The organism is Nocardia sp. NPDC101769 (assembly GCF_044766925.1).
In the GTDB taxonomy this organism is placed as follows: Bacteria; Actinomycetota; Actinomycetes; order Mycobacteriales; family Mycobacteriaceae; genus Nocardia.
Window position 1 is genome coordinate 108808 of record NZ_JBIWMX010000028.1, and the last position, 18342, is coordinate 127149.

At 64.2% G+C, this 18342-nt stretch carries 19 protein-coding genes and 1 pseudogene; 8 read left to right on the forward strand and 12 right to left on the reverse strand.

The annotated features are described in order from the left end of the window. Window positions 1-97: 97 nt before the first annotated feature. From ACIRRA_RS33965 to ACIRRA_RS33975, 3 genes are read left to right on the forward strand one after another with little or no spacing between them, the layout of a single operon-like run. Complete coding sequence (locus ACIRRA_RS33965) at window positions 98-1396, forward strand: ABC transporter substrate-binding protein (protein WP_402776785.1); 1299 nt, start codon at window positions 98-100, stop codon at window positions 1394-1396. Continuing rightward, window positions 1393-2289 (forward strand): carbohydrate ABC transporter permease, encoded by an 897-nt coding sequence (locus tag ACIRRA_RS33970; RefSeq protein ID WP_402776744.1) that lies wholly within the window; start codon window positions 1393-1395, stop codon window positions 2287-2289. The genes ACIRRA_RS33965 and ACIRRA_RS33970 overlap by 4 nt, the downstream gene beginning before the upstream one ends. Beyond that, the gene (locus ACIRRA_RS33975; RefSeq protein WP_356995751.1) at window positions 2286-3125 is read left to right on the forward strand and encodes a carbohydrate ABC transporter permease; all 840 of its coding nucleotides are present in this window, start codon (window positions 2286-2288) and stop codon (window positions 3123-3125) included. The genes ACIRRA_RS33970 and ACIRRA_RS33975 overlap by 4 nt, the downstream gene beginning before the upstream one ends. 54 nt (window positions 3126-3179) lie before the next feature. Here the strand turns inward: ACIRRA_RS33975 and ACIRRA_RS33980 are convergent, their stop codons facing one another. Both ACIRRA_RS33980 and ACIRRA_RS33985 read right to left on the reverse strand, forming a co-directional pair. Next, a complete protein-coding gene (locus ACIRRA_RS33980) occupies window positions 3180-4121 on the reverse strand; it encodes an acyl-ACP desaturase (protein ID WP_402776787.1) in 942 nt (313 codons plus the stop codon). Window positions 4122-4202: 81 nt separating this feature from the next. After that, window positions 4203-5381 (reverse strand): alpha/beta fold hydrolase, encoded by a 1179-nt coding sequence (locus ACIRRA_RS33985; RefSeq protein ID WP_402776746.1) that lies wholly within the window; start codon window positions 5379-5381, stop codon window positions 4203-4205. Between the two features lie 291 nt (window positions 5382-5672). On the opposite strand from ACIRRA_RS33985, the gene ACIRRA_RS33990 reads away from it, so the two are divergent. Continuing rightward, a complete protein-coding gene (locus ACIRRA_RS33990) occupies window positions 5673-6302 on the forward strand; it encodes a TIGR03086 family metal-binding protein (protein ID WP_402776748.1) in 630 nt (209 codons plus the stop codon). A 63-nt stretch (window positions 6303-6365) separates the two neighbouring features. Further along, window positions 6366-7466 carry a redox-regulated ATPase YchF gene (ychF, locus tag ACIRRA_RS33995; protein ID WP_402776749.1) on the forward strand — a complete coding sequence of 367 codons (1101 nt, stop codon included), beginning with the start codon at window positions 6366-6368 and terminating at the stop codon, window positions 7464-7466. Window positions 7467-7820: 354 nt separating this feature from the next. Here ychF and ACIRRA_RS34000 read toward each other — a convergent pair whose 3' ends face one another. From ACIRRA_RS34000 to ACIRRA_RS34015, 4 genes are all read right to left on the reverse strand, one after another. Then, the gene (locus ACIRRA_RS34000) at window positions 7821-8798 is read right to left on the reverse strand and encodes a TY-Chap domain-containing protein (protein WP_402776751.1); all 978 of its coding nucleotides are present in this window, start codon (window positions 8796-8798) and stop codon (window positions 7821-7823) included. Window positions 8799-9075: 277 nt separating this feature from the next. Then, window positions 9076-9306: a hypothetical protein gene (locus tag ACIRRA_RS34005; protein ID WP_402776753.1), complete on the reverse strand. Its 231-nt coding sequence runs from the start codon at window positions 9304-9306 to the stop codon at window positions 9076-9078. A gap of 508 nt (window positions 9307-9814) precedes the next feature. Continuing rightward, window positions 9815-10501 (reverse strand): GNAT family N-acetyltransferase, encoded by a 687-nt coding sequence (locus ACIRRA_RS34010; RefSeq protein WP_402776755.1) that lies wholly within the window; start codon window positions 10499-10501, stop codon window positions 9815-9817. 298 nt (window positions 10502-10799) lie between these two features. Next, a complete protein-coding gene (locus tag ACIRRA_RS34015; protein ID WP_402776757.1) occupies window positions 10800-11039 on the reverse strand; it encodes a hypothetical protein in 240 nt (79 codons plus the stop codon). Window positions 11040-11112: 73 nt separating this feature from the next. Here ACIRRA_RS34015 and ACIRRA_RS34020 point away from each other — a divergent pair, with 73 nt between their 5' ends. Beyond that, the gene (locus ACIRRA_RS34020; RefSeq protein WP_402776759.1) at window positions 11113-11874 is read left to right on the forward strand and encodes a hypothetical protein; all 762 of its coding nucleotides are present in this window, start codon (window positions 11113-11115) and stop codon (window positions 11872-11874) included. Window positions 11875-12330: 456 nt separating this feature from the next. Here the strand turns inward: ACIRRA_RS34020 and ACIRRA_RS34025 are convergent, their stop codons facing one another. The 6 genes from ACIRRA_RS34025 to ACIRRA_RS34050 all read right to left on the reverse strand — a co-directional run bounded on the left by ACIRRA_RS34025 (window position 12331) and on the right by ACIRRA_RS34050 (window position 16924). Beyond that, complete coding sequence (locus ACIRRA_RS34025) at window positions 12331-13266, reverse strand: hypothetical protein (RefSeq protein WP_402776761.1); 936 nt, start codon at window positions 13264-13266, stop codon at window positions 12331-12333. Then, window positions 13254-14069, reverse strand: coding sequence for a hypothetical protein (locus tag ACIRRA_RS34030; protein ID WP_402776762.1), 816 nt, complete (start codon window positions 14067-14069; stop codon window positions 13254-13256). Before ACIRRA_RS34030 ends, ACIRRA_RS34025 begins: the two co-directional genes overlap by 13 nt. A 61-nt stretch (window positions 14070-14130) precedes the next feature. After that, on the reverse strand, window positions 14131-14400 hold the full coding sequence (locus ACIRRA_RS34035) for a hypothetical protein (protein ID WP_402776763.1): 270 nt from the start codon (window positions 14398-14400) through the stop codon (window positions 14131-14133). A gap of 846 nt (window positions 14401-15246) precedes the next feature. Then, entirely contained in the window at window positions 15247-15558 is a 312-nt protein-coding gene (locus ACIRRA_RS34040) for a hypothetical protein (RefSeq protein ID WP_402776765.1), read from the reverse strand. A gap of 47 nt (window positions 15559-15605) precedes the next feature. Beyond that, window positions 15606-16643: a DUF4365 domain-containing protein gene (locus ACIRRA_RS34045; protein WP_402776766.1), complete on the reverse strand. Its 1038-nt coding sequence runs from the start codon at window positions 16641-16643 to the stop codon at window positions 15606-15608. A gap of 131 nt (window positions 16644-16774) precedes the next feature. Continuing rightward, window positions 16775-16924: a hypothetical protein gene (locus tag ACIRRA_RS34050; RefSeq protein WP_402776769.1), complete on the reverse strand. Its 150-nt coding sequence runs from the start codon at window positions 16922-16924 to the stop codon at window positions 16775-16777. A 520-nt stretch (window positions 16925-17444) separates the two neighbouring features. On the opposite strand from ACIRRA_RS34050, the gene ACIRRA_RS34055 reads away from it, so the two are divergent. Beyond that, a complete protein-coding gene (locus ACIRRA_RS34055; RefSeq protein WP_402776772.1) occupies window positions 17445-17846 on the forward strand; it encodes a transposase in 402 nt (133 codons plus the stop codon). A gap of 185 nt (window positions 17847-18031) precedes the next feature. Continuing rightward, a pseudogene (locus tag ACIRRA_RS34060) lies at window positions 18032-18342 on the forward strand (IS3 family transposase); the annotation flags it as partial.

The following is an 18342-nucleotide window of genomic DNA, read 5'->3' on the forward strand; positions in this document are numbered from 1 at the left end:
CATGCTGGTTCGAGATCTGCGTCACTGTGGTCCTTTAGTTCGTTTAGTTCACGGAGATATATCTTTGGCGAGCGAATGGGCGGCCCGGCCCGGCGGAATGGATCGGCGTAGCCTGCTGCGCTCGGCCGCGCTGGCGGCGCTGCTGGCCGCAGGCGGCTGCGCGGGCGGGGGCGACGACGCGGTCACCTTCTTCTTCCAGGCGCGGCCCGAGGAAGCCCGGGCGCGGCTGCGCATCATCGACGAATTCCACCGGCGGCGACCGGATATCAGGATCCGCACCATCATGTCCGGGCCCGATCCCCTGCAGCATATGCTCACTTACTGCGCGGGCGGCAAATGTCCGGACGTGCTGATGGCATGGGAGCTGCTCTACGCCGGGCTCGCCGATCGGGGTGTGCTGGTGGATCTGCGCGAATTCCTGGACCGGGAGCCGGATTACGCCGCCCGGCTGCGGGCGGACGGGTTCGCGACACTGCGCGACACCTTCGTCTGGGACGGCGGGCAGTACGCGCTGCCGGAGCAGTGGTCGGGGGTGTTCCTCTATTACAACCGGAAGCTGTTCGCCGAGGCCGGGATTCGCCCGCCCACCCACTGGTCCGAGGCCTGGACCTTCGCGGAGTTCCTGGCGGCCGCGCGGGCGCTCACCCACCGCGACTCCGACGGGCGCACCGGGCAGTGGGGATTCGTGGACGCCTGGGTGCCCTATTTCTCGGCGGCCTGCTTCGGCATGAACAACGGCGCCGAATGGTTCAGTCCGCCGGTTCGGCCCACCAGCGTCAATCTCGGGGATCCGCGGTTCGCGGCCGGGTTCCAGTTCTATGCCGACCTGGCCGTGCGGTACCGGGTCGCGCCCAGTGTCGGTGACCGGCAGTCGATTTCGGCGCAGGATCTGTTCCGCAGCGGGCGGGCCGCCATGCTCATGGGCGGCCACTGGTTGTACTCGGAGTTCACCGGGCACGACGACCTCGACTTCGATGTCACGGTGCTGCCGGTCGGGCCGGACGGGGGCCCGGGCGCGATCACCGATATCGGAAGCACCGGACTGGCCATCGCGGCGAGCAGTCCGCGGCGCGAACAGGCCTGGGAATTCGTGAAGTTCGCGACCGGGCCCGAGGGACAGGCCATCATCGCGGAGTCGGGTCTGTTCGTACCGGTCCTGCGATCGGCCATGCAGTCACCGGGCTTCGCCGCGGCCCATCCGACGCTGCGCAATCTCGAGGTCTTCACCGAGGGGCCGGAGAATTCGCGTCCGCTGGCCGTGACGCCCGTGTGGGGCAAGGTGGAAGCGCTGCTCGAGCGCGGCTGCAATCGAGTGCTGCGGGGTGCGGCGACAGCGGATTCGCTGGGCGGGCAGACCAGCGCCGATATCGATCAGCTACTGCGGGCGGCGGTATGAGGGGTGGGCGGGTGTTGCAGCGGCGGCGGGCGCGCGCCGGAAGGCTTTTCGTGGCACCGAATCTGGCCGCCATCCTGGTGTTCCTGCTGTTCCCGCTGGGATTTTCGCTGTATCTGAGCTTCCACTCCTGGGATCTGTTCAGCCCGCCGCGTTTCGTGGGTGTGGCGAACTATCGGCGGCTGTTCTCCGAGGACCCGCTTTTCTATATCGCCCTGCGGAATACGGCCGTGTTCACGATCCTGACCCTGGTGCCGACGGTGGCGGTCAGCCTCGCGATCGCGGGGCTGCTGAATCGAAAACTACGCGGTGTCGGGGTGTTCCGGACCGTGGCGTTCCTGCCGCTGGTGGCATCGACCGTCGCCATGGCGGTGGTGTTCCGCTTCATCTTCGCCAGCGATGACGGGCTCGCCAATATCCTCCTGGGCTGGATCGGCCTCGGCCCGGTGCCCTGGCTGACCGATCCGCAGTGGGCCATGATCTCGCTGAGCCTGGTGACGGTGTGGAAATCGGTGCCCTTCGCCACCGTCATCCTGCTCGCGGCCATGCAGGGCGTCCCCGAAAATCTGTACGAGGCAGCGAAAATCGACGGCGCGAATGCCTGGCGCCGTTTCCGCTCGATCACCATCCCGCTGATCCGCGGCGCGCTCTCCTTCGTCCTTGTCATCACCGTCATCAACTCGGTCCAGGCCTTCGACCAGGCCTATGCCCTCACCGGCAGCAATGGCGGCCCCGAGACCGGCACCTACGTCCTGGGGATCATGCTGTTCCAGAACGCCTTCCGCTTCTACGAGGTCGGCTACGCGTCGGCCCTCGCCTGGGTGATCTTCGCAATCCTGCTGGCCTTCACCCTGATCCAGCAGTGGCTGGCCCGCCGATCCGAGGTGGAGTTGTGAGTCGCGGCGGAGTGGCGCGGCGCTTGGTCGCCGGGGTGCTGACCTACCTGGCGCTGATCGTGGTGGCGTGGTGCGCGCTGACCCCGATCCTGTGGTCCGTCTCGGCCTCCCTGAAGTCCGACGGTGAGCTGACCGACTCGGCACCGCTGCCGTCGCACCCCCAATGGTCCAACTACCGTGAGGCTTTCGACGCCATACCGCTCGGCCGCATGCTCTTCAACACCGTCGTCTACGCCGGCTGCGTGACCGCCGGCCAGGTCTTCTTCTGCTCTCTGGCCGGATACGCCTTCGCCCGCCTGCGTTTCCGCGGCCGCGAGGTTCTGTTCGTGGGCTACCTGGCCACCCTGATGGTCCCGCTCACCGTCACCGTCATCCCGCAGTTCCTGCTCATGCGGGCCTTCGGCTGGATCGACACCCCCTGGTCGATGATCGTTCCCGGTCTCTTCGGGAGCGCGTTCGGCACGTACCTGATGCGCCAGTTCTTCCGCACCCTCCCCATCGAATTGGAGGAAGCGGCCATTCTCGACGGCTGTACTCCGTGGCAGACCTATTGGCGAGTCCTGTTGCCCCACACCAAACCGGCGGTCATGGTCCTGGCGGTGCTCACCTGGATCACCGTCTGGAACGACTTCCTCTGGCCCCTGATCATGATTCAACGCAACGACTACGCGACCGCCACCCTGGGTCTCGTCCGGCTCCAGGGGCAGTACTCGACCAACTGGCCGCTGCTCATGGCCGCGGCCACGGTCATTCTGCTGCCACTGCTGCTGCTCTATGCGCTCGCTCAGCGCGCCTTTATCCGCGGCATAGCTCTCTCCGGCCTGGGTGGTCGCTGATACGCAGGCCGGTTGACGGTCGAGCATGCGCTCGGTACATGCTCGACCTACCGGTCAGCCGACCCGTGCCGCTTCGCGGCTGAGGATGCGTTCGCGTTGCTCTTCGAACCGGATGACGTCGCGACCGAGTTTCTCGAGGTACACGTCGAGTTCTTCGCGACTGCGTTCGCCGCGCGCGGTGAAATCGGTGCGCTTGAAGATGTTCCAGATGCGCAGGACCGGCAGCAGGACCTCGTCCAGATGCTGGCGCAGATCGTAGATTCCATGCTTGACCATCAAGACGCCGTTGCGACGCCAGTTCGGCATGCCGGTGCCCGGCATCGAGAAGGTCTTCGCGATCTTGGTCACCGACTCCATCGCCTGGTCGGGAGCGACGTCGAAGGCGGCACCGGTGATGTTGCGATAGAACATCATGTGCAGGTTCTCGTCGGCCGCAATGCGTTGCAGCATCCGTTCGGCGATCGGGTCGTCGCAGACCCGTCCGGTGCTGCGATGACTGACCCGGGTGGCCAACTCCTGAAAGGTCACGTACGCGACCTGATCGAGGACGCCGCTGAAGCCCTCCGGCGCGTGAACGCCGCGGGTCAGGTGCACCATCCGGTCGTTCTCCAGGGCGACGGGGTCGACAGCGCGGGTGCACACCAGGTAGTCCCGCATGGCGATCGCGTGGCGATTCTCCTCGGCGGTCCAGCGGCCGACCCAGGTGCCCCAGGCGCCGTCCTGGGAGAAGTTCTCGGCGATCACCCGGTGGTAGGAGGGCAGATTGTCCTCGGTCAGCAGATTCGTGATCATCGCGACCTTGGCGACCTGGGAGAGCCGTGACTGCTCGGGCTCCCAATCGTCGCCACCCATGGCCGCGAAGTTGCGCCCCTCGCTCCAGGGCACATAGTCGTGTGGACACCAGTCTTTCGCCGTGGACAGATGCCGGTCGATATTGGTCGCGACAACCGGCTCCAATTCCGTCAGTAACTCGAATTGCGTCAAGTCCCTAGCCATGCAGCGCCTTTCGGATTCGGTGGAAAAGCCACGGAACATACCGGCTGTTCATGCATCACTGACTGCGCGGCATCGCCGCGCCTACACCCTAGACGGACGATATGAGTTTGGTGGGTATCCGGCTTCATCAATCGGGCAGCTGAGACGAATTTGCCGCATTTGTGACGACGATCCCGATCGCGGTGTTCGTGCTGGTGGGATCGGGTGAGGAAGGCTCGTTAACGGCCTCCGCAGTTTGCGGATGGTGTGCGTGGCTATCGGTCTGTTTCGTGCGAGATGCGACGCGACCGGACAGAGCCGGCCTTCCGCTGCGGAGGTCGGTCGCCGCGGGTGCCCTGGATAATGCCACCGAGTGGTTCGACCACAGCGTGTACGCCGCACGACCGGGTGCCTCCGCGGCTTGACGAGCAACAGTTTCTTCTGGACGCCCGTGGTGCGCGAAGTGGCATTGCTCGGACACCGCAGCCTGCCCGTGGAACAGAAGTCATGTTGGCATCCCATGGGCCGTCGGCAGTGGCTGTTCGTGCCGAGTTCCATGCGCTCGTCCAGATATGGCCCACCCTGTCGGCTGAGCGTCGACGCATCCGCGATTGATTCGCTGAGCAGTAGTGCAGCGACGGCCTCCGGGGCCTCGTGCATAGCGTCGTGGCCGGTTGGGAGGTCGTGGACCTGCCAACCAGGATCGGCTTGGAGTCGAGTGCGGAGTTCGGCGAACGGCGTCCTGTCCTCCCACCCCGAGCAGTAGATGAACTCCCGACGGGGGACATGGGCGAGCGTGCCCGTGAGCCGGATCGTCTGCAGGAACGAGGCGAGGGGATGGGGACGGCGGCGGGGATCGCCGCCCTCCGGCGGCCGGACGGCATAGCCGGTGCTCGCAGCGCCGACAGCGAACGCCTGCCGGTAACGCTCGGTCGTTGCAGACCAGCATGATTCGCCGTCGCGCGGGACGTACGCGTCGAGATGCACCAGTCGCGAGACCCGGCCGCGGGCGCGGTCGGCGGCAGCGGCGATCACCATCCCGCCGTAGCTGTGACCGACCAGCGTCGCGCCGGTGATGTGGGCCCGATCGAGAAGCTGCAATACGTCGTCGGCGTGCGTGCCGAGGTTGGCGGTCGCGACCGTCACGTTGTCGTCCTCCGGCCGCAGACCGGTCAGGGTCAGGGCGTGAACGGTATGACCGGCCCGCTCCAACAGCGGAACTACCGCCTCGAACGACCAGGAGCCGTGCCAACCGCCGGGCACGAGCACGAACGTCGCCACGCGTTTCTCCTTCTCTCTCGAGCCGCGACAACGAGGCACGCTGCCTCGATGGCATGCGGTTCGGTCGGGCGCTCTGCGCGACTGAAGACCAATCCGCGTGCAAGACAGTGTCACCAGGTCACGATGTGGCCGGCTACCGATCAGATGCCAATTGATGCCCGTTCGCCGCCAACCTTGCCAGAATGTCGTTGTCGGGCAGATGTCGGTGAGTGGACCGTGAATGCCTGCCGGAAGCGGAGATTCGGCGCTTCTTTATCGCAACTGATCGAAACGACCTGAGAGGCAAGAACAATGAGCGCCGACCCGAAGACCGACAACTCGCCCGCCACCGTCCTCGCCCCGGCCTGGCGCGAGGTCCTATCGGCATCGCACCGCGCGCTCGCCGAGGTCGTGGCCGGTGTGGGTGCGGACCAGTGGGACAACCCCACCCCGTGCTCGGAATGGACTGTGGCGCAGGTGGTCCAGCACGCGGCCGGTGATCAGCTGGCCTACGCCAAGTTCCTCGGCATCGGCGACGGCCCGGCCTGCAACCCGTTCGAGCCCTCGGGCCGCATCGACGGCCGCGCGGTCGAATTGGTCTCCGCCGCAATCGAACCCACCGCCACCGCCTGGGCCAGCGTCACCGACGGCACCGAGACCGTGCCCACCCCGCTGCCGCACGGCGAGCTCCCCACCCCGGTGGCCGCGGTCATGTGTGCGCTCGACGCCGCGGTGCACGCCTGGGACATCGCCATCGGCACCGGGCAGCCCTCGCCGCTCACCGACGAGCTGGCCGGGCACCTGCTCACCGCCGCCCGCGGCCTCGTCGAGCCGCTGCGCGACTACGGCGTCTTCGCGCCGGTCGTCACCGAGCTGCCCGCTACCGGCACCCCGGTGGCCGACGAACTGCTGGCCTACCTCGGCCGCAACCCGCGGGCCTGACGGACCGGCCCCCGGACCTGCGGTGACGGAGCGAGCCGCCGGTCCGGGTAGACTCCCACTCTCGTGAGTCTCACCCTCGGAATCGTCGGCCTGCCCAACGTCGGAAAGTCGACGCTGTTCAACGCTCTGACGCGCAATGACGTGCTGGCCGCGAACTACCCGTTCGCCACCATCGAGCCGAATGTCGGTGTGGTGCCGCTGCCGGACCCGAGGTTGAACACGCTGGCCGGCATCTTCGGCTCCGAGCGCCTCGTCCCCGCGGTGGTGTCGTTCGTCGACATCGCGGGCATCGTGAAGGGCGCCTCCGAGGGCGCGGGCCTGGGCAACAAGTTCCTCGCCAATATCCGTGAGGCCGATGCCATCTGCCAGGTGGTGCGCGTCTTCGCCGACGACGACGTGATCCACGTCGACGGCAAGGTGGACCCGCTGTCCGACATCGAGGTGATCGAGACCGAGCTCATCCTGGCCGACCTGCAGACCCTCGAGAAGGCCGTGGTCCGCCTCGACAAGGAAGCCAAGGTCAAGAAGGACCGCAAGCCGGTCGCCGACACCGCCAAGCAGGCGCAGGAGATCCTCAACAGTGGCAAGACCCTGTTCGCCGCGCGCGACCAGCTGGACACCGACCTGCTGAAGGAACTCTCGCTGCTCACCATCAAGCCGTTCCTCTACGTCTTCAACGCCGACGAGTCGATCCTCACCGACGAGGACAAGAAGGCCGAGCTGAAGGCCGCCGTCGCTCCCGCCGACGCGGTCTTCCTGGACGCCAAGGTCGAGGCTGAACTGCTCGAGCTGGACGAGGAATCCGCCCTCGAACTGCTGGAGTCCATCGGCCAGACCGAGCCGGGCCTGCACGCCCTGGCCCGCGCCGGCTTCCACACCCTGGGCCTGCAGACCTACCTCACCGCCGGTCCCAAGGAAGCCCGCGCCTGGACCATCCACCAGGGCGACACCGCCCCCAAGGCCGCCGGTGTCATCCACACCGACTTCGAACGCGGCTTCATCAAGGCCGAGATCGTCGCCTTCACCGACCTCGTCGAGGCCGGCTCCATGGCCGCCGCCAAGTCCGCCGGCAAGGTCCGGATGGAAGGCAAGGACTACGTTATGGCCGACGGCGACGTCGTCGAATTCCGAAGCGGAGTAGCCTCACCGTCCAAGAACAAGTAATAGCAAATGGGCTGGTGAGAGGCCCGAGCTAGCTGAGCCCCATCCGGAATCTGGATGGGGCTCAGTCGTTTCCATGGTCGCAGGCACCGCAGCGTGGCCGTTACGAACCGCGCGCCATGCGGCAATGTAGTGCGTTCTGAACGGCCAGTACTCGGTTCAGAATCCGTCGAGGCCGAGGACTTTCGCACGGTAGGCGAGCGCGCCCATCGCTCAGTGAATCCTTGGTCTCGCCTCTGTCCCCGCAGCGTCACGCACCGCCTTCACCGCTCGATCCGAAGACCCTCGTGCCGCGAGTGCGGAACGGCGCCCGCTGGCGATCATCAGCTCTGTCGCTGTCGATCGGTGAGCACGCGATCATCGGGGCCGGCGTGTCAGGCCGAGCTCCGCATCGAGGTAGGCCAGGGTCGGGTCATCGGTTTGAGCTTCTGCGGTGAAGGTCAGGTCTCGTGGGTCGGCCACGTCGAACACGTCGCGCAGGGTAGTGACCGTGCGTGGCACGAGTCCGCGCAGCCTGAAATCGCTCCAGGTTCGTACAGGTTCGGAATTCCACATCGGGTATTCCTCGCCCCCGCCTTCGATCGGTTCCCACTCCCAGCCGAGTTCGCCCATCTGCTGCCGCAACTGGGTGCGATCGCGGGGTGTGGCGGGTCCCACCAGAGTGACGTTGTGGATGCGGAACTGGTTGGCGAACTCGACGATGGTGTATTCGGGATCGGTGTTGGGAGCGTGCAAACTCAGGATCCCGCCATACGGCAAGGTGTTGATCGCCCATTCCAGCCGTTCGGCGAAATCGTCCCAGCTCGTGGGGGTTTGGCCAGCATTGCGGTGTGTTGGGCGATCCGGAGCCACTGCGGTCAGTTTCTGAGATAGGCAATGCAGGGCATCCTCGGGTCCGGCGAAGTTCGAGACGCTGTAGCGCAATCGTTGTGGGCAGGCGCCCCAGCCGTCGCGGAAGATCTCCACGAGAGCGGCAGCCACCTCCTCACGAAACGTGTCGGCAACCGTCCACGCCGTCGAGACTTGACACACCGCTGTGTCGCCCGCATCCTCGAAGACCGAGGACGGCCCCCACATCGGTCGGTGATCTGCGCGAATCACCTCCCCGGTAGGCAGAATCAACGTCCCGACATTGGTCGTGCGATGTGTCCGGAGGATATCGACCAACCGCTGCCTCGCCTCCGGATCGTCCGGTAACGCAACCATGACTTCGACACCGCCGGTGTCGCAGAACAGCACTCGATAACCGGTCTCGACATCACGGATCTGGAGCAGTGCACCCTCGTGCTCGCCTGGAGGGTACGGATACAGATACTGCGGCAACTCCTCGAGCAACTGTTCCCAATTGTGGTCGACCACGTTTCCCCCATCCCTATATTCCTGGACCGAAACTCGTTCCAGGACAACATAACGAAACCGACCGACATCGCAGCCTTACGCTCATCGGCATGAGCGCGCACTTCAGCTCGCTAGAGCCAGCCGCAGCGGGCGAGGGTGGAAGGTGTTGCCGCGGCCGGGCCCGTTCTTGCAGCGCACTACCCATACCGTTGCAGTCCGGGCCTTCTCGACCCCGGATCAGGCTTGGCCTGACCTACCCCAATCCTCGGGCATCTCAGTCTCGGGTCTCGCGGATTTCGAGCCAGTGCCCTGGCGCGAAGTATCGAATGTCCTCGTCCGTAGGCAAGATCTGAAGCACCCCGCTGTCGAGGAGTCTGAAGGTCCCGGCCTCGAAGGTCAGTTCCGTGGGCTGATCCTGGTGGGCGAGAGTCACGGTGAACGGCACATCGGGCTCGTCGAGCAGGGTATCGGCGTCGCGGACCGTGACGTGGCCTTGGTCGTTCACTTCGAGAAGAACCGCGTCGTTGGAGTACGCGAATACGGACCCCAGAATGCCGCGCACCAACGTCTCGGCCTTATCCGAGGAATCCAGTCTGGCCAGGCACGTATGTTCCGGCCCCAGACTCCCATCTCCGTCTTGCCACCACCGGCCCGAGGGCGTCGTCAGATCCGCAATGACATCGGTGGTCCCCGCCGGTATCCCGGTGCCCGAAACCTTCGAAGCTCGGATGCGAACGATCTGGTCTGCTCGCACCCACCCGCGCTCTCCGCCTGCCTCACGCCGTGTGCTGATCCACAGATTCCCCATCACAACATTGTCATCGGTGAATCGCTCTGCCGCAGTTGCTTTCTCGCAGATCCAGCCGCACCTGGCCGTGTAACTCCGTTGTGGAAAGGCATTGCGTGGACGGCCTTAGCCGACAGCGTGGCATCGGCGCGCACACTTAATTCGGCATTAACGCGCACTTGAGTCTGCTAGAGCCAGCTGGATTGAGCGTGTGGACCTGGTTGGCTCAGTGGCCGGCGGGGAGCGTGACTACCTTTGGGCCGCTGCCGAGGCTTTGGGCGAAGAGTCGTTCGTTGTTCTCCGGGCCGATGCCAAGTGACGCGCCGGTGGCCTTCGTGACGTCGATGCCGTAGCCGTTGCGGGGCACGGTGAAGCCGAGTCCGCGGTAGAAGTGTTCGAGGTGGCTTCGGTCGGCGGGGAAGGAGCCGTACACCAGGTGTACTTGGCCGCGCTGGAGCTCGTCGAGCGCGAACTGGACCAGCGTCGCGCCGACAGCCTTGCGCTGGTATTCCGGTTCTACGGCAACGATTTCGAGCTTCATCAGCCGCACGAGGGTCTGCATCTGGACCGCGGCTCCGAACACTGCGACGCGACCGATCACGCTGAGTTGAGGTCGGGCGACGAGGCCGCCGATGACATGGTCACAGACTCGGGCCGAGAGCACGATGCTGCGTGTGGTGATAGTCGCCTCCGGGCTGTAGGTGGAGCTCACGTCCACCAGGACGTCGGCGAAGTCCGGCCGCATCGCGATTCCGAGTCGCTTCTTGCGGCACGCCTTCACCAGCGACTGGCCGCTGCGACCCAGCGGCGTGTTCGATACATCCACGGCCGTTGCCCACCGGTCGAAGTTGCGTTCGATGTCCCGCGCGGAGGCGTGGCCGATCTCGACGGTTTGTTTCGATGGTGTCCCCATCTACGAATTGTGGCGCAGGACAACAGTATTCGCTGGCGTCTTCCGGTACTACTCGGAATCGACGACGGCGTGTGCGGCAAGAGGTTATTCGGCTCCGGAACGTGAAGCCAGCAGCTAGCAGGGTGTTTTACGTGCAGAGATGCGATGTCGACGTAGTCGAGTTCCGAAGCGGATTAGCGTCTGCGAAGAAATAGGGCAGCGCTTGCATCGCTGCTGGTAGAGACTCTGCTGAGCCCCCATCCGGAATCCGGGTAGGGGCTCAGTCGTTTCGCCGGCGGCCGCGCGCTGGCCGGTTCGGTCAGCGCGGTATGCGGCACGTGCGGACGTTCGTCATGAGTCGAACCATTGAGTGGGTTTCGTTTGTAATCGTCTGTGCCGGGTGGGTTGCCTGAGATTTTGCCGATTTCGATTCGTCGGGGACCTTGTCGTCCTTTCGCTCCTGAGTCGAGCCGTAGAAGTCGATCTTGCCGTTCGTCTCGGTTCGGATGAGCCGGTACCCGACCTCGGTCGGATCCTCGTTCATCACGGTATCGAGCATGCCGTGGTTTTCGGGATTCACAGCAGAGCGCGTCGTTTGGTCGCCACCTTCTCTGACGTGCCACACTCTGACCGTGACCGACACTGATGGCGTGGCGGAAGACGGACCTGGCCTGCCCAAGAACCCTAGTGGGAGTGGTGGCGACAGCTCGAAGATGAAACGCGGCGTTAAGAAGGCTTTGGTCTGGGTCGTAGGCGTGCTATCTGCCGTCTTGATTGCTACGCTGACCGGAATTAGCGGGAAGGTATCGGATAAATTTTGGTCACCTGATAAGCCTCCGGCTCTCCCTGCGAGTACCGATCTTCGATTCTATCGGCCGTTTGCAGAAGACGGACGCTTGTCGCCTCGCCTAAAAGTTGTCAAAACTTTTGACAGTGGGTCATGTCAATACGGCTGGAGAAGTTCTGATCCAGATTCTCTTCGCTGCTCTATTAAAAACTATCAGATAATGGATCCCTGCTGGACCTCAGGTGCGATCACAGTTTGCCCGCTAAACCCATGGGATGTGGAAGTTATCGTATTGAACGGTGGCCAGATGCCGAGCAAGTCGGAACGACCTAGTGTCGAATTTTGTCAGGACTGCGCTAAGGCATGGGCACTTGAGGTAGTTGATCCGCAGAACCCGAGGACGACCCTGCGCTGCGTATTAATTTCCGGGGCTACCTGGTCTGCCTCTTATGGTCGGATGAATTGGGAATGCTTTGACGGCAGCAAAAACGTAGGTTCCGGGTGGGGTTCTCTAATGCAGGAGACGAGTGGCCCTTGGAAGATCCATTACGTTCCAGAAGGCGGCGGTGAGGGCCGAGATATCCTGGTCAAAACGCTATGGCGTTAATTGACTGCTCAAGGGCCTCCGCTGAAACACATTGGTGCCGCACCGACCGAATGCCCGGACGAGATGGCCGTGGCGGCATCCCGCGAGGCGGCACGCGGTCCATCCGAGGGTCGACCGGCTCTCCCTAAGCACATGGCGTTGTGGGCCCGAGCAGTAGATCGGTGTAGGTGGAACCCCGTAGCTCGGCGTCTGGACGAGCTGGTCGTTGTCGAGTGCGTTGATGTTGGGCAGCAAGGTGTTTCGTTGCCGGGTTGGTGTGCACGGCTCCGCGCGGGTGACTCGCGTCGCACGTCTGTGGGTAGAGGTCAAGAGGGTCGAGTTCCCAAGCGGATTAGCCTCTGGGAAGACGTAGTCCAGCGCGGGTATCGCTGCTGGTAGGGCGGCCCGCGAGACCCCGAACGCGCAGGCGACATGTTGGGAGGTGGCTCGGGACAGCTTCGGGTTTTCGGGCCATCCTCAGAACTGACTCGCGATCCAGGCCTTGGTGCTGGGGGTGTGCGGGAGTTTGCCGCCGATGTTCTTTCCGGCGAGAGTGCGCCGGACCGAATACATCTTGGGCAGCACCAGGGCGCTGTCGGCGATCGACCAATATGACTGGCAGCGGCCACTCTTGGGCACATAGTCGCACCAGGCGGTGCCGACATCGCCGATCTGGCTGAGGGCGGCGGCGACTGGCGGTGACACCTGGAGTACGCCGTCGCCGTTGGGGTCGGTGGCAATCTCGACCAGCTCGTGGGAGAACACAGTCATGATGTAGTCGAGCGTGCCGTCGTTGCCGACCCACAGCCGGTAGGCGGGGTCGTTGTCGACATCGCCCAGGTCGTAGTCGTGCCAAGTGAAGTGGGCGTTGTCGCCGTTTATCGAAGAGACCGTGCCCGGGGGTAGCGGTTGCGGATCGAGCCCGGGCAACCCGGCGAATTGGGAGTTCGCGGGCAGGATGACCGCGTAGATGTTCGGGTAGTTGTCGTCAGGTTCCGGGAGCCGGTCGTCATCGAGCAGGTCGCTGACCAGCTTGTTCACGTCGGCGTCGGTGAACGCCACCCCCGGTTCGCGGTCGGCCACGTAGGTGCTGCCCCGCAGATCGCCGCGATGCACACCGTATTGCGCCAAGTAGCTCATGTACGGGCCCGCCAGCAACCCCTTGACAGCGTTCTCGACCTCCTTCGTGAGCGGGTTACCCGTCCACCAGCCACCCCAGAAGATCAGGTTCACATGCGGATGGGTGAGTTTCTGGCCGGTACCCAGCGTGAAAGCGGTGCCCGCCGCGACCGGGCTGCCACCGGTGTTCGGGTCCGTCAGCTCCTGGGTCGCGGCCGTGCAATTTTCCGTCACGTACACCAGGCCCGTCGGAGTGTCCGGGAAGGTGTAATAGCGGCCCTTCATTGCAGGCACACCAAGATCGGGAGCAGACCGGTTCCGGTGTCGAGGTCGGCCAGGGCCTTGCCGAGTACGGTGCCAGCCGCGTCGAACGGATTCGCCTTCATGGCGTGTCCCGGGGTCGCGGACGTGGTGAGCAGGTCACCGACCTCAACCGGATACGCGCGCGCGTCGACCTTGCAGTACACCTTGCCGATCAGCGCCAGTGGCGCGCTATACGCGGAGCCGGTGCTGCGGCTGTCGAGTATCACGCCCGGACGAAACCGGCCTGCGCCGGAAACGACACCCGCCACACGCTTGTCGTAGGGGGTATCACTACGACGTAGCGCACCGTCACGATCAAGGACTACAACGTCCCCAGGTTCGATCTGATCCATCGATGGGAACAGTTCGGCGCAGTCGGCCCCTGGCACGAAGATGTCGCCGTTGACCACCAAGTTGTTGTCGATGCGGACATTACCCTTGAACCAGCCCGAATCTCCGGTGCGCGAATAACCGAAGACCCCGGGACCCTCCTCGCTAGCACCGAAGACCCCTGCATTGGTGGCGTCCGGTAAGCCCGCGATCCATTCCTCTAGATGTGGGTCTCCATGGGTACCGAACACCCCACAGTCCCGCTTCGATAGGCCGACAACGCCGGCTCCGAATCCCTCCGCGGTTCCCTTCACGCCCACTCCGACCCCGTTCTCATTCGAGCTGACGCCGACCACACCGGAGGTGGACTGGACGCCAGTGGTTTCCCCGATGATGCCGTCACCTTCGGACCCGCCGATTAGTGCGGGCTCGCCTGCTCCGGTATTGCTCGTGAATTTCGCCATCACAACCATCCTTCGCCAGATCTGTTCGGGCGGATACGATCTCGTCGCGGAATGCGGTCGGCTATCCGCGTTTCAGCGGCGGGCGATTCTGCGGAGGGTCCGGGATCGGGGCATCGCAACTGGCCACCCCGTCGAACTGCACGCGCGCCCACACGGCCTGGTGCTTCCCGTCGCCGGCTCGGATGCAGAACCACAGGCTGGCCAGGCCCTGCGTGGAGTGGTCGAGTTCCTCGGCGCCCAGCGGTGTCAGCACGAGCAGGTCGCCGACGTTGCCTTCGCAGGGCAGCGTCGACTGCTTGTAGTTCGGTTGGATGTTGATCTCGTCGCGCACAGTGGTTCCTTATCCGAGCGGTACGGCACCGAATGTGGAAAGGGGGCGGCGAAGAAGATCAGCCGCAGCTTCGAAAACCACTAGATCACCGGAAATTCTAGCTTATGGCCCCATTCCAACACGCGATTCCGAGGGTACCGACCTCAGCGGTGAGGCGCGCCGATCCTGCCATCGCAACCCCCCGCGGTGGTGTCGAAATTTCGTGACCACAAACATCCCCGCCCCACGGGCGGGGATGTTTCGCGATCAGACGACTACTACGCAGGCGGCCCCCAAAACTTGGGTGCCGGGCACGACGAGGGCGCCGATGCAGAGCGGAAGTGCCTATCGGCTGCCCCCGAGTGTAGGCAGCAGCGTCAAAAGCGCAGGCTCGGCCTGCACGGGGGAGGCCGGCTCGGAGATGTTCGCCTCCAAGCCCCGGCCGCCGCCGTTGCCGACGCACTCGGATTCTCTGCCCGCTACCAGACCCAGGGCTGGGCCGAGGCAGGCGGCAGCTGGACGACCTACTCCACCTGGGACGCCAGCCACGAGTCGTCACAGATGAGATGGGGCCGCCGGCGGGCGGATCAGTGGGGGCGTGTGCAGAGGTTATTCGGCTTCGGAACGCGAGTCGCGTGCTGACCACTGCGTTTGACGTGCAGCGATTGGATGTCAATGGGGTCGAGTTCCGAAGCGGATTAGCGTCTGCGAAGAAGTAAGGCAGTGCGTGTATCGCTGCTGGTAGATACTCTGCTGAGCCCCCGTCCGGTGTCCGGGCGGGGGCTCTGTCGTTCCGCCAGCACGGCCATCTGGCCGGTTCGATCAGCGCGGTATGCGGCAAAGTAGTGCGTTCGTCTCACGGACTGGCTACATGCTGCCGCGGATCATGCGGCCATCGACGTCGACCTCGCCGCGCTGGTCGGCCAAGGCCGGGTCACGCGTGCACAGCAAGTCGGTGGCTCGCTCGGCAGATACGAGCCTGTAGGTCTCGGCGAAATCATCGACACCGGGTTGGCCGATGATCTGAAGTGCATAGATGACAGGAAAGACCAGCTTCGACGGGTCGACGCCATGATCGTTGGGGTAGTCGGTGGGAACTCCCGTCGCCGGAGCCAAGCGGTAGCCGGTGAAGTCGGTGGCGCTCAACGCCTTCGCGAGAGGTTCGGTCACCCCGAGCAAGCCACCGATCCCTGATGCGAACAGTTCGGGGCTGCTTCGCCACTTCGCTACTGGCGGGGGTCGGTTGATGATTGCTGCGGCTTGCTGACCAGGTGTGAATGCCATGTCGGTAGGTGCCATTCCCGGACCAACTCTTCGTAGATCCTGCTCAGATTGGCGGCCGTGGCGAAGGTGGTCTGGATCTCGATGCCAGCCATGATCATCTGGATGTCGTCGAGTGGTTGCCGGTACGAAGGCAGCAGCTCACGCAGCGCCACGAATCGGGCTTGGGCATCGTGCAAGACGAACCAGCCTCCACGATCGATGGGTCGCCAGATGTCGAGTCTGAGGTTCGAGGAGACGAAGTACTCGACCCTGGCCAGGATGTGGTCGGGTAGCGGGCTCGGCCCCTCAGCGATCTCGTGTCTGTAGTGGTCCAGATCGTCGAGTAGATAAAGGATCTCGTTGTGCTGGTAGTTGAAGGTATTGAAGGCCGAATACAGCTTTGATCGGCGAGCGAGCAACCAGAGGTAGTTGATGCTCGCATCATCGCGGTCCAGTACGTTCTGCGTGGGCACATGGATTGTTACTGTCGTTTGCGAGGCAAAGTCAGGGTTACCGGGTAGTAGAACTCTGGAAATGTAGTCGTTGAGGCACACGTAGTAGACGAGCCCGGTATCCATTGTCGCGACACACAGCAGCACGGGCGTGGCGTTGCCCATCGCCTCGATCGTGAGGACCTCATCGACATCTAGGACGCAGGGCAAGACCTCGATCTGGGCGGACTCGCCGCCGCTCGCCTGCTTCGGCCGGTACTTGGAGACGTTCCTACGTTCACAGAGTGTTATCGTCCGAAACGTCGACGTCGCACGGGATTTCACCTGGACGAACAGGTGCTCTCCGAGAGTGTCGGCGCTTTTTCTGCTTTCGTCGGTCCAGTCGAAGACCTCGACGTGCAGATCGATCCCGAAATCGGCGCTGATCTTGCGGGTCAACCACTGCCGTGGAAACGCCGCCGCGACCAACTCCTCGCCAGAGTCCCCCTGCATCTGGTTCAGGCTGCGCCGCTTGCGATGCGCGATCCGCCCGCGCTCAGATCCAGCCACGTTGGCAAGTAGTCCTATCTACACCGAGGGCGTGCACTCGTCCGCGCGCGCAGCCCGCGGGACGGGCAGCAGTCAGGGCAACGCACGCGAAGTCGGTCGAGTTTAGCTGTCGCCTCCGGGGTTCTGGTCGGTCAGGTGAGGTCGACGGCGCGGCGGCCGCCATAGTCCGAGGCCCACAGGTGCGCGCCCAGCGCAGCCGCACAGTCGACCGCAGCAGTTTGGCGCTGGGTGCTGTGGAATTCGTCGGCCAGCGACGCACGATCTTCCGCGAGGTCACTCACCGGAGCCGCCTTCTCACTGGCTGCTGAACATCGTGTAATCGGCAATAGCGGACGTTCTGAACCACAACAGGTTCCGGCCGCCGGCACCCCGCGCTGGCCGGTTCGGTCAGCGCGGTATGCGGCAATGTAGTGCGTTTGCAGAATCGTCGGCTCAGCCTCAGAGGATGAGTGTGTGGACGATGGCTCGAAGCCGAGTGTGCCGGTCGCCGGGCAGGGCTTGCGGACCTGCGAGATGCTCGGTCCAAGCCTGCAATTGCGCTGCGCCACAGAACATCAAGCATGTCTCGTTCGCCAGGTGTGTCAGTTCACCCAAGCGCGGCTCTGCACCGCTCGCAGGCATGGGTCTTGTCGGGGAACCACAGGTGGCGCATCACGCAGACCTGCTCTTCGGGGATGCCCTATCTGTCACTCTCGTCCGAGACATGGTGATCAAGTAGTTCTCTGACGATGTGGGCGAGATCGGAAGTTGTCGAGCGTGACGTTGAGCGTTGCTGACCTGGGCACCGGGGATGATGGTGCGGTGTCGGGCAAGAAGAAAAAGGGGCCTCGGGCCGATCGCCCGAAACGGCGGAGTTTCACCGCCGAATACAAGGCGGCGATCGTGGCCGAGTACGAGCAGTTGACCGAGTCCGGCGCGAAGGGCGCGTTGCTGCGCCGCGAGGGCCTGTATCACTCGCATGTGATCGACTGGACCCGGCAGCGTGATGCAGGGGCGCTGAATGCGTTGGCCGCCAAAGGACCCGGCCCGAAACCGGGTAAGTCCGAGGCGGAGCGGCGGGCGGAGAAGTTGGAGGCCGAGAACGCTCGGCTGACCGCGGAACTGGCGAAATCGCGTCAAGCGAACGAGGTTTTGGGAAAACTTGCCGAGTTTTTGGAGCTGCTGTCCAAGAACTCGGGGCCCGAGGACAAGCAGACTCGATGATCGACGCCGCAGTGACCGATCTTCAACCCCTGATCGGTGTCGTGGCGGCCTGCCGGTTGGCTGGGAGATCCCGTGCCACCCGACATCGTCGAGCCCACCCGAAACCACCACTGCAGGGGCCGGTCCGGCCGTCGGCACGGCATCCGGCGGCGCTGAGCGCCGCCGAACGCGCACAGGTTCTCGAGGTGTTGCGCGAGAACCGTTTCGTCGATAAATCCCCTGCTCACGTGTGGGCGGTACTGCTCGATGAGGGCAGGTATCTGTGTTCGATCTCCACGATGTATCGAATCCTGCGCGGTGCCGGTGAGGTTCGTGAACGCCGCCGCCAAGCCACCCACCCCGCCCGGGCTCGTCCGGAGTTGGTCGCGACCGGGCCGAACCAGGTGTTCAGCTGGGATATCACCAAGTTGAAAGGCCCCCACAAAGGCGTCTATTTCGACTTGATGGTGATGCTGGACATCTTCTCCCGCAAGGTGATTCACCATAAACTCGTTCC

Bases quoted from the DNA above. Each gene is read 5' to 3' on its own strand.
- ACIRRA_RS33980 (WP_402776787.1), bottom strand. From the start codon at position 4,121: ATGGCTAGGGACTTGACGCAATTCGAGTTACTGACGGAATTGGAGCCG.
- ACIRRA_RS33965 (WP_402776785.1), top strand. From the start codon at position 98: ATGGATCGGCGTAGCCTGCTGCGCTCGGCCGCGCTGGCGGCGCTGCTG.
- ACIRRA_RS34010 (WP_402776755.1), bottom strand. From the start codon at position 10,501: ATGGGGACACCATCGAAACAAACCGTCGAGATCGGCCACGCCTCCGCG.
- ACIRRA_RS34030 (WP_402776762.1), bottom strand. From the start codon at position 14,069: ATGGCGAAATTCACGAGCAATACCGGAGCAGGCGAGCCCGCACTAATC.
- ACIRRA_RS33970 (WP_402776744.1), top strand. From the start codon at position 1,393: ATGAGGGGTGGGCGGGTGTTGCAGCGGCGGCGGGCGCGCGCCGGAAGG.
- ACIRRA_RS33990 (WP_402776748.1), top strand. From the start codon at position 5,673: ATGAGCGCCGACCCGAAGACCGACAACTCGCCCGCCACCGTCCTCGCC.
- ACIRRA_RS34015 (WP_402776757.1), bottom strand. From the start codon at position 11,039: ATGCTCGATACCGTGATGAACGAGGATCCGACCGAGGTCGGGTACCGG.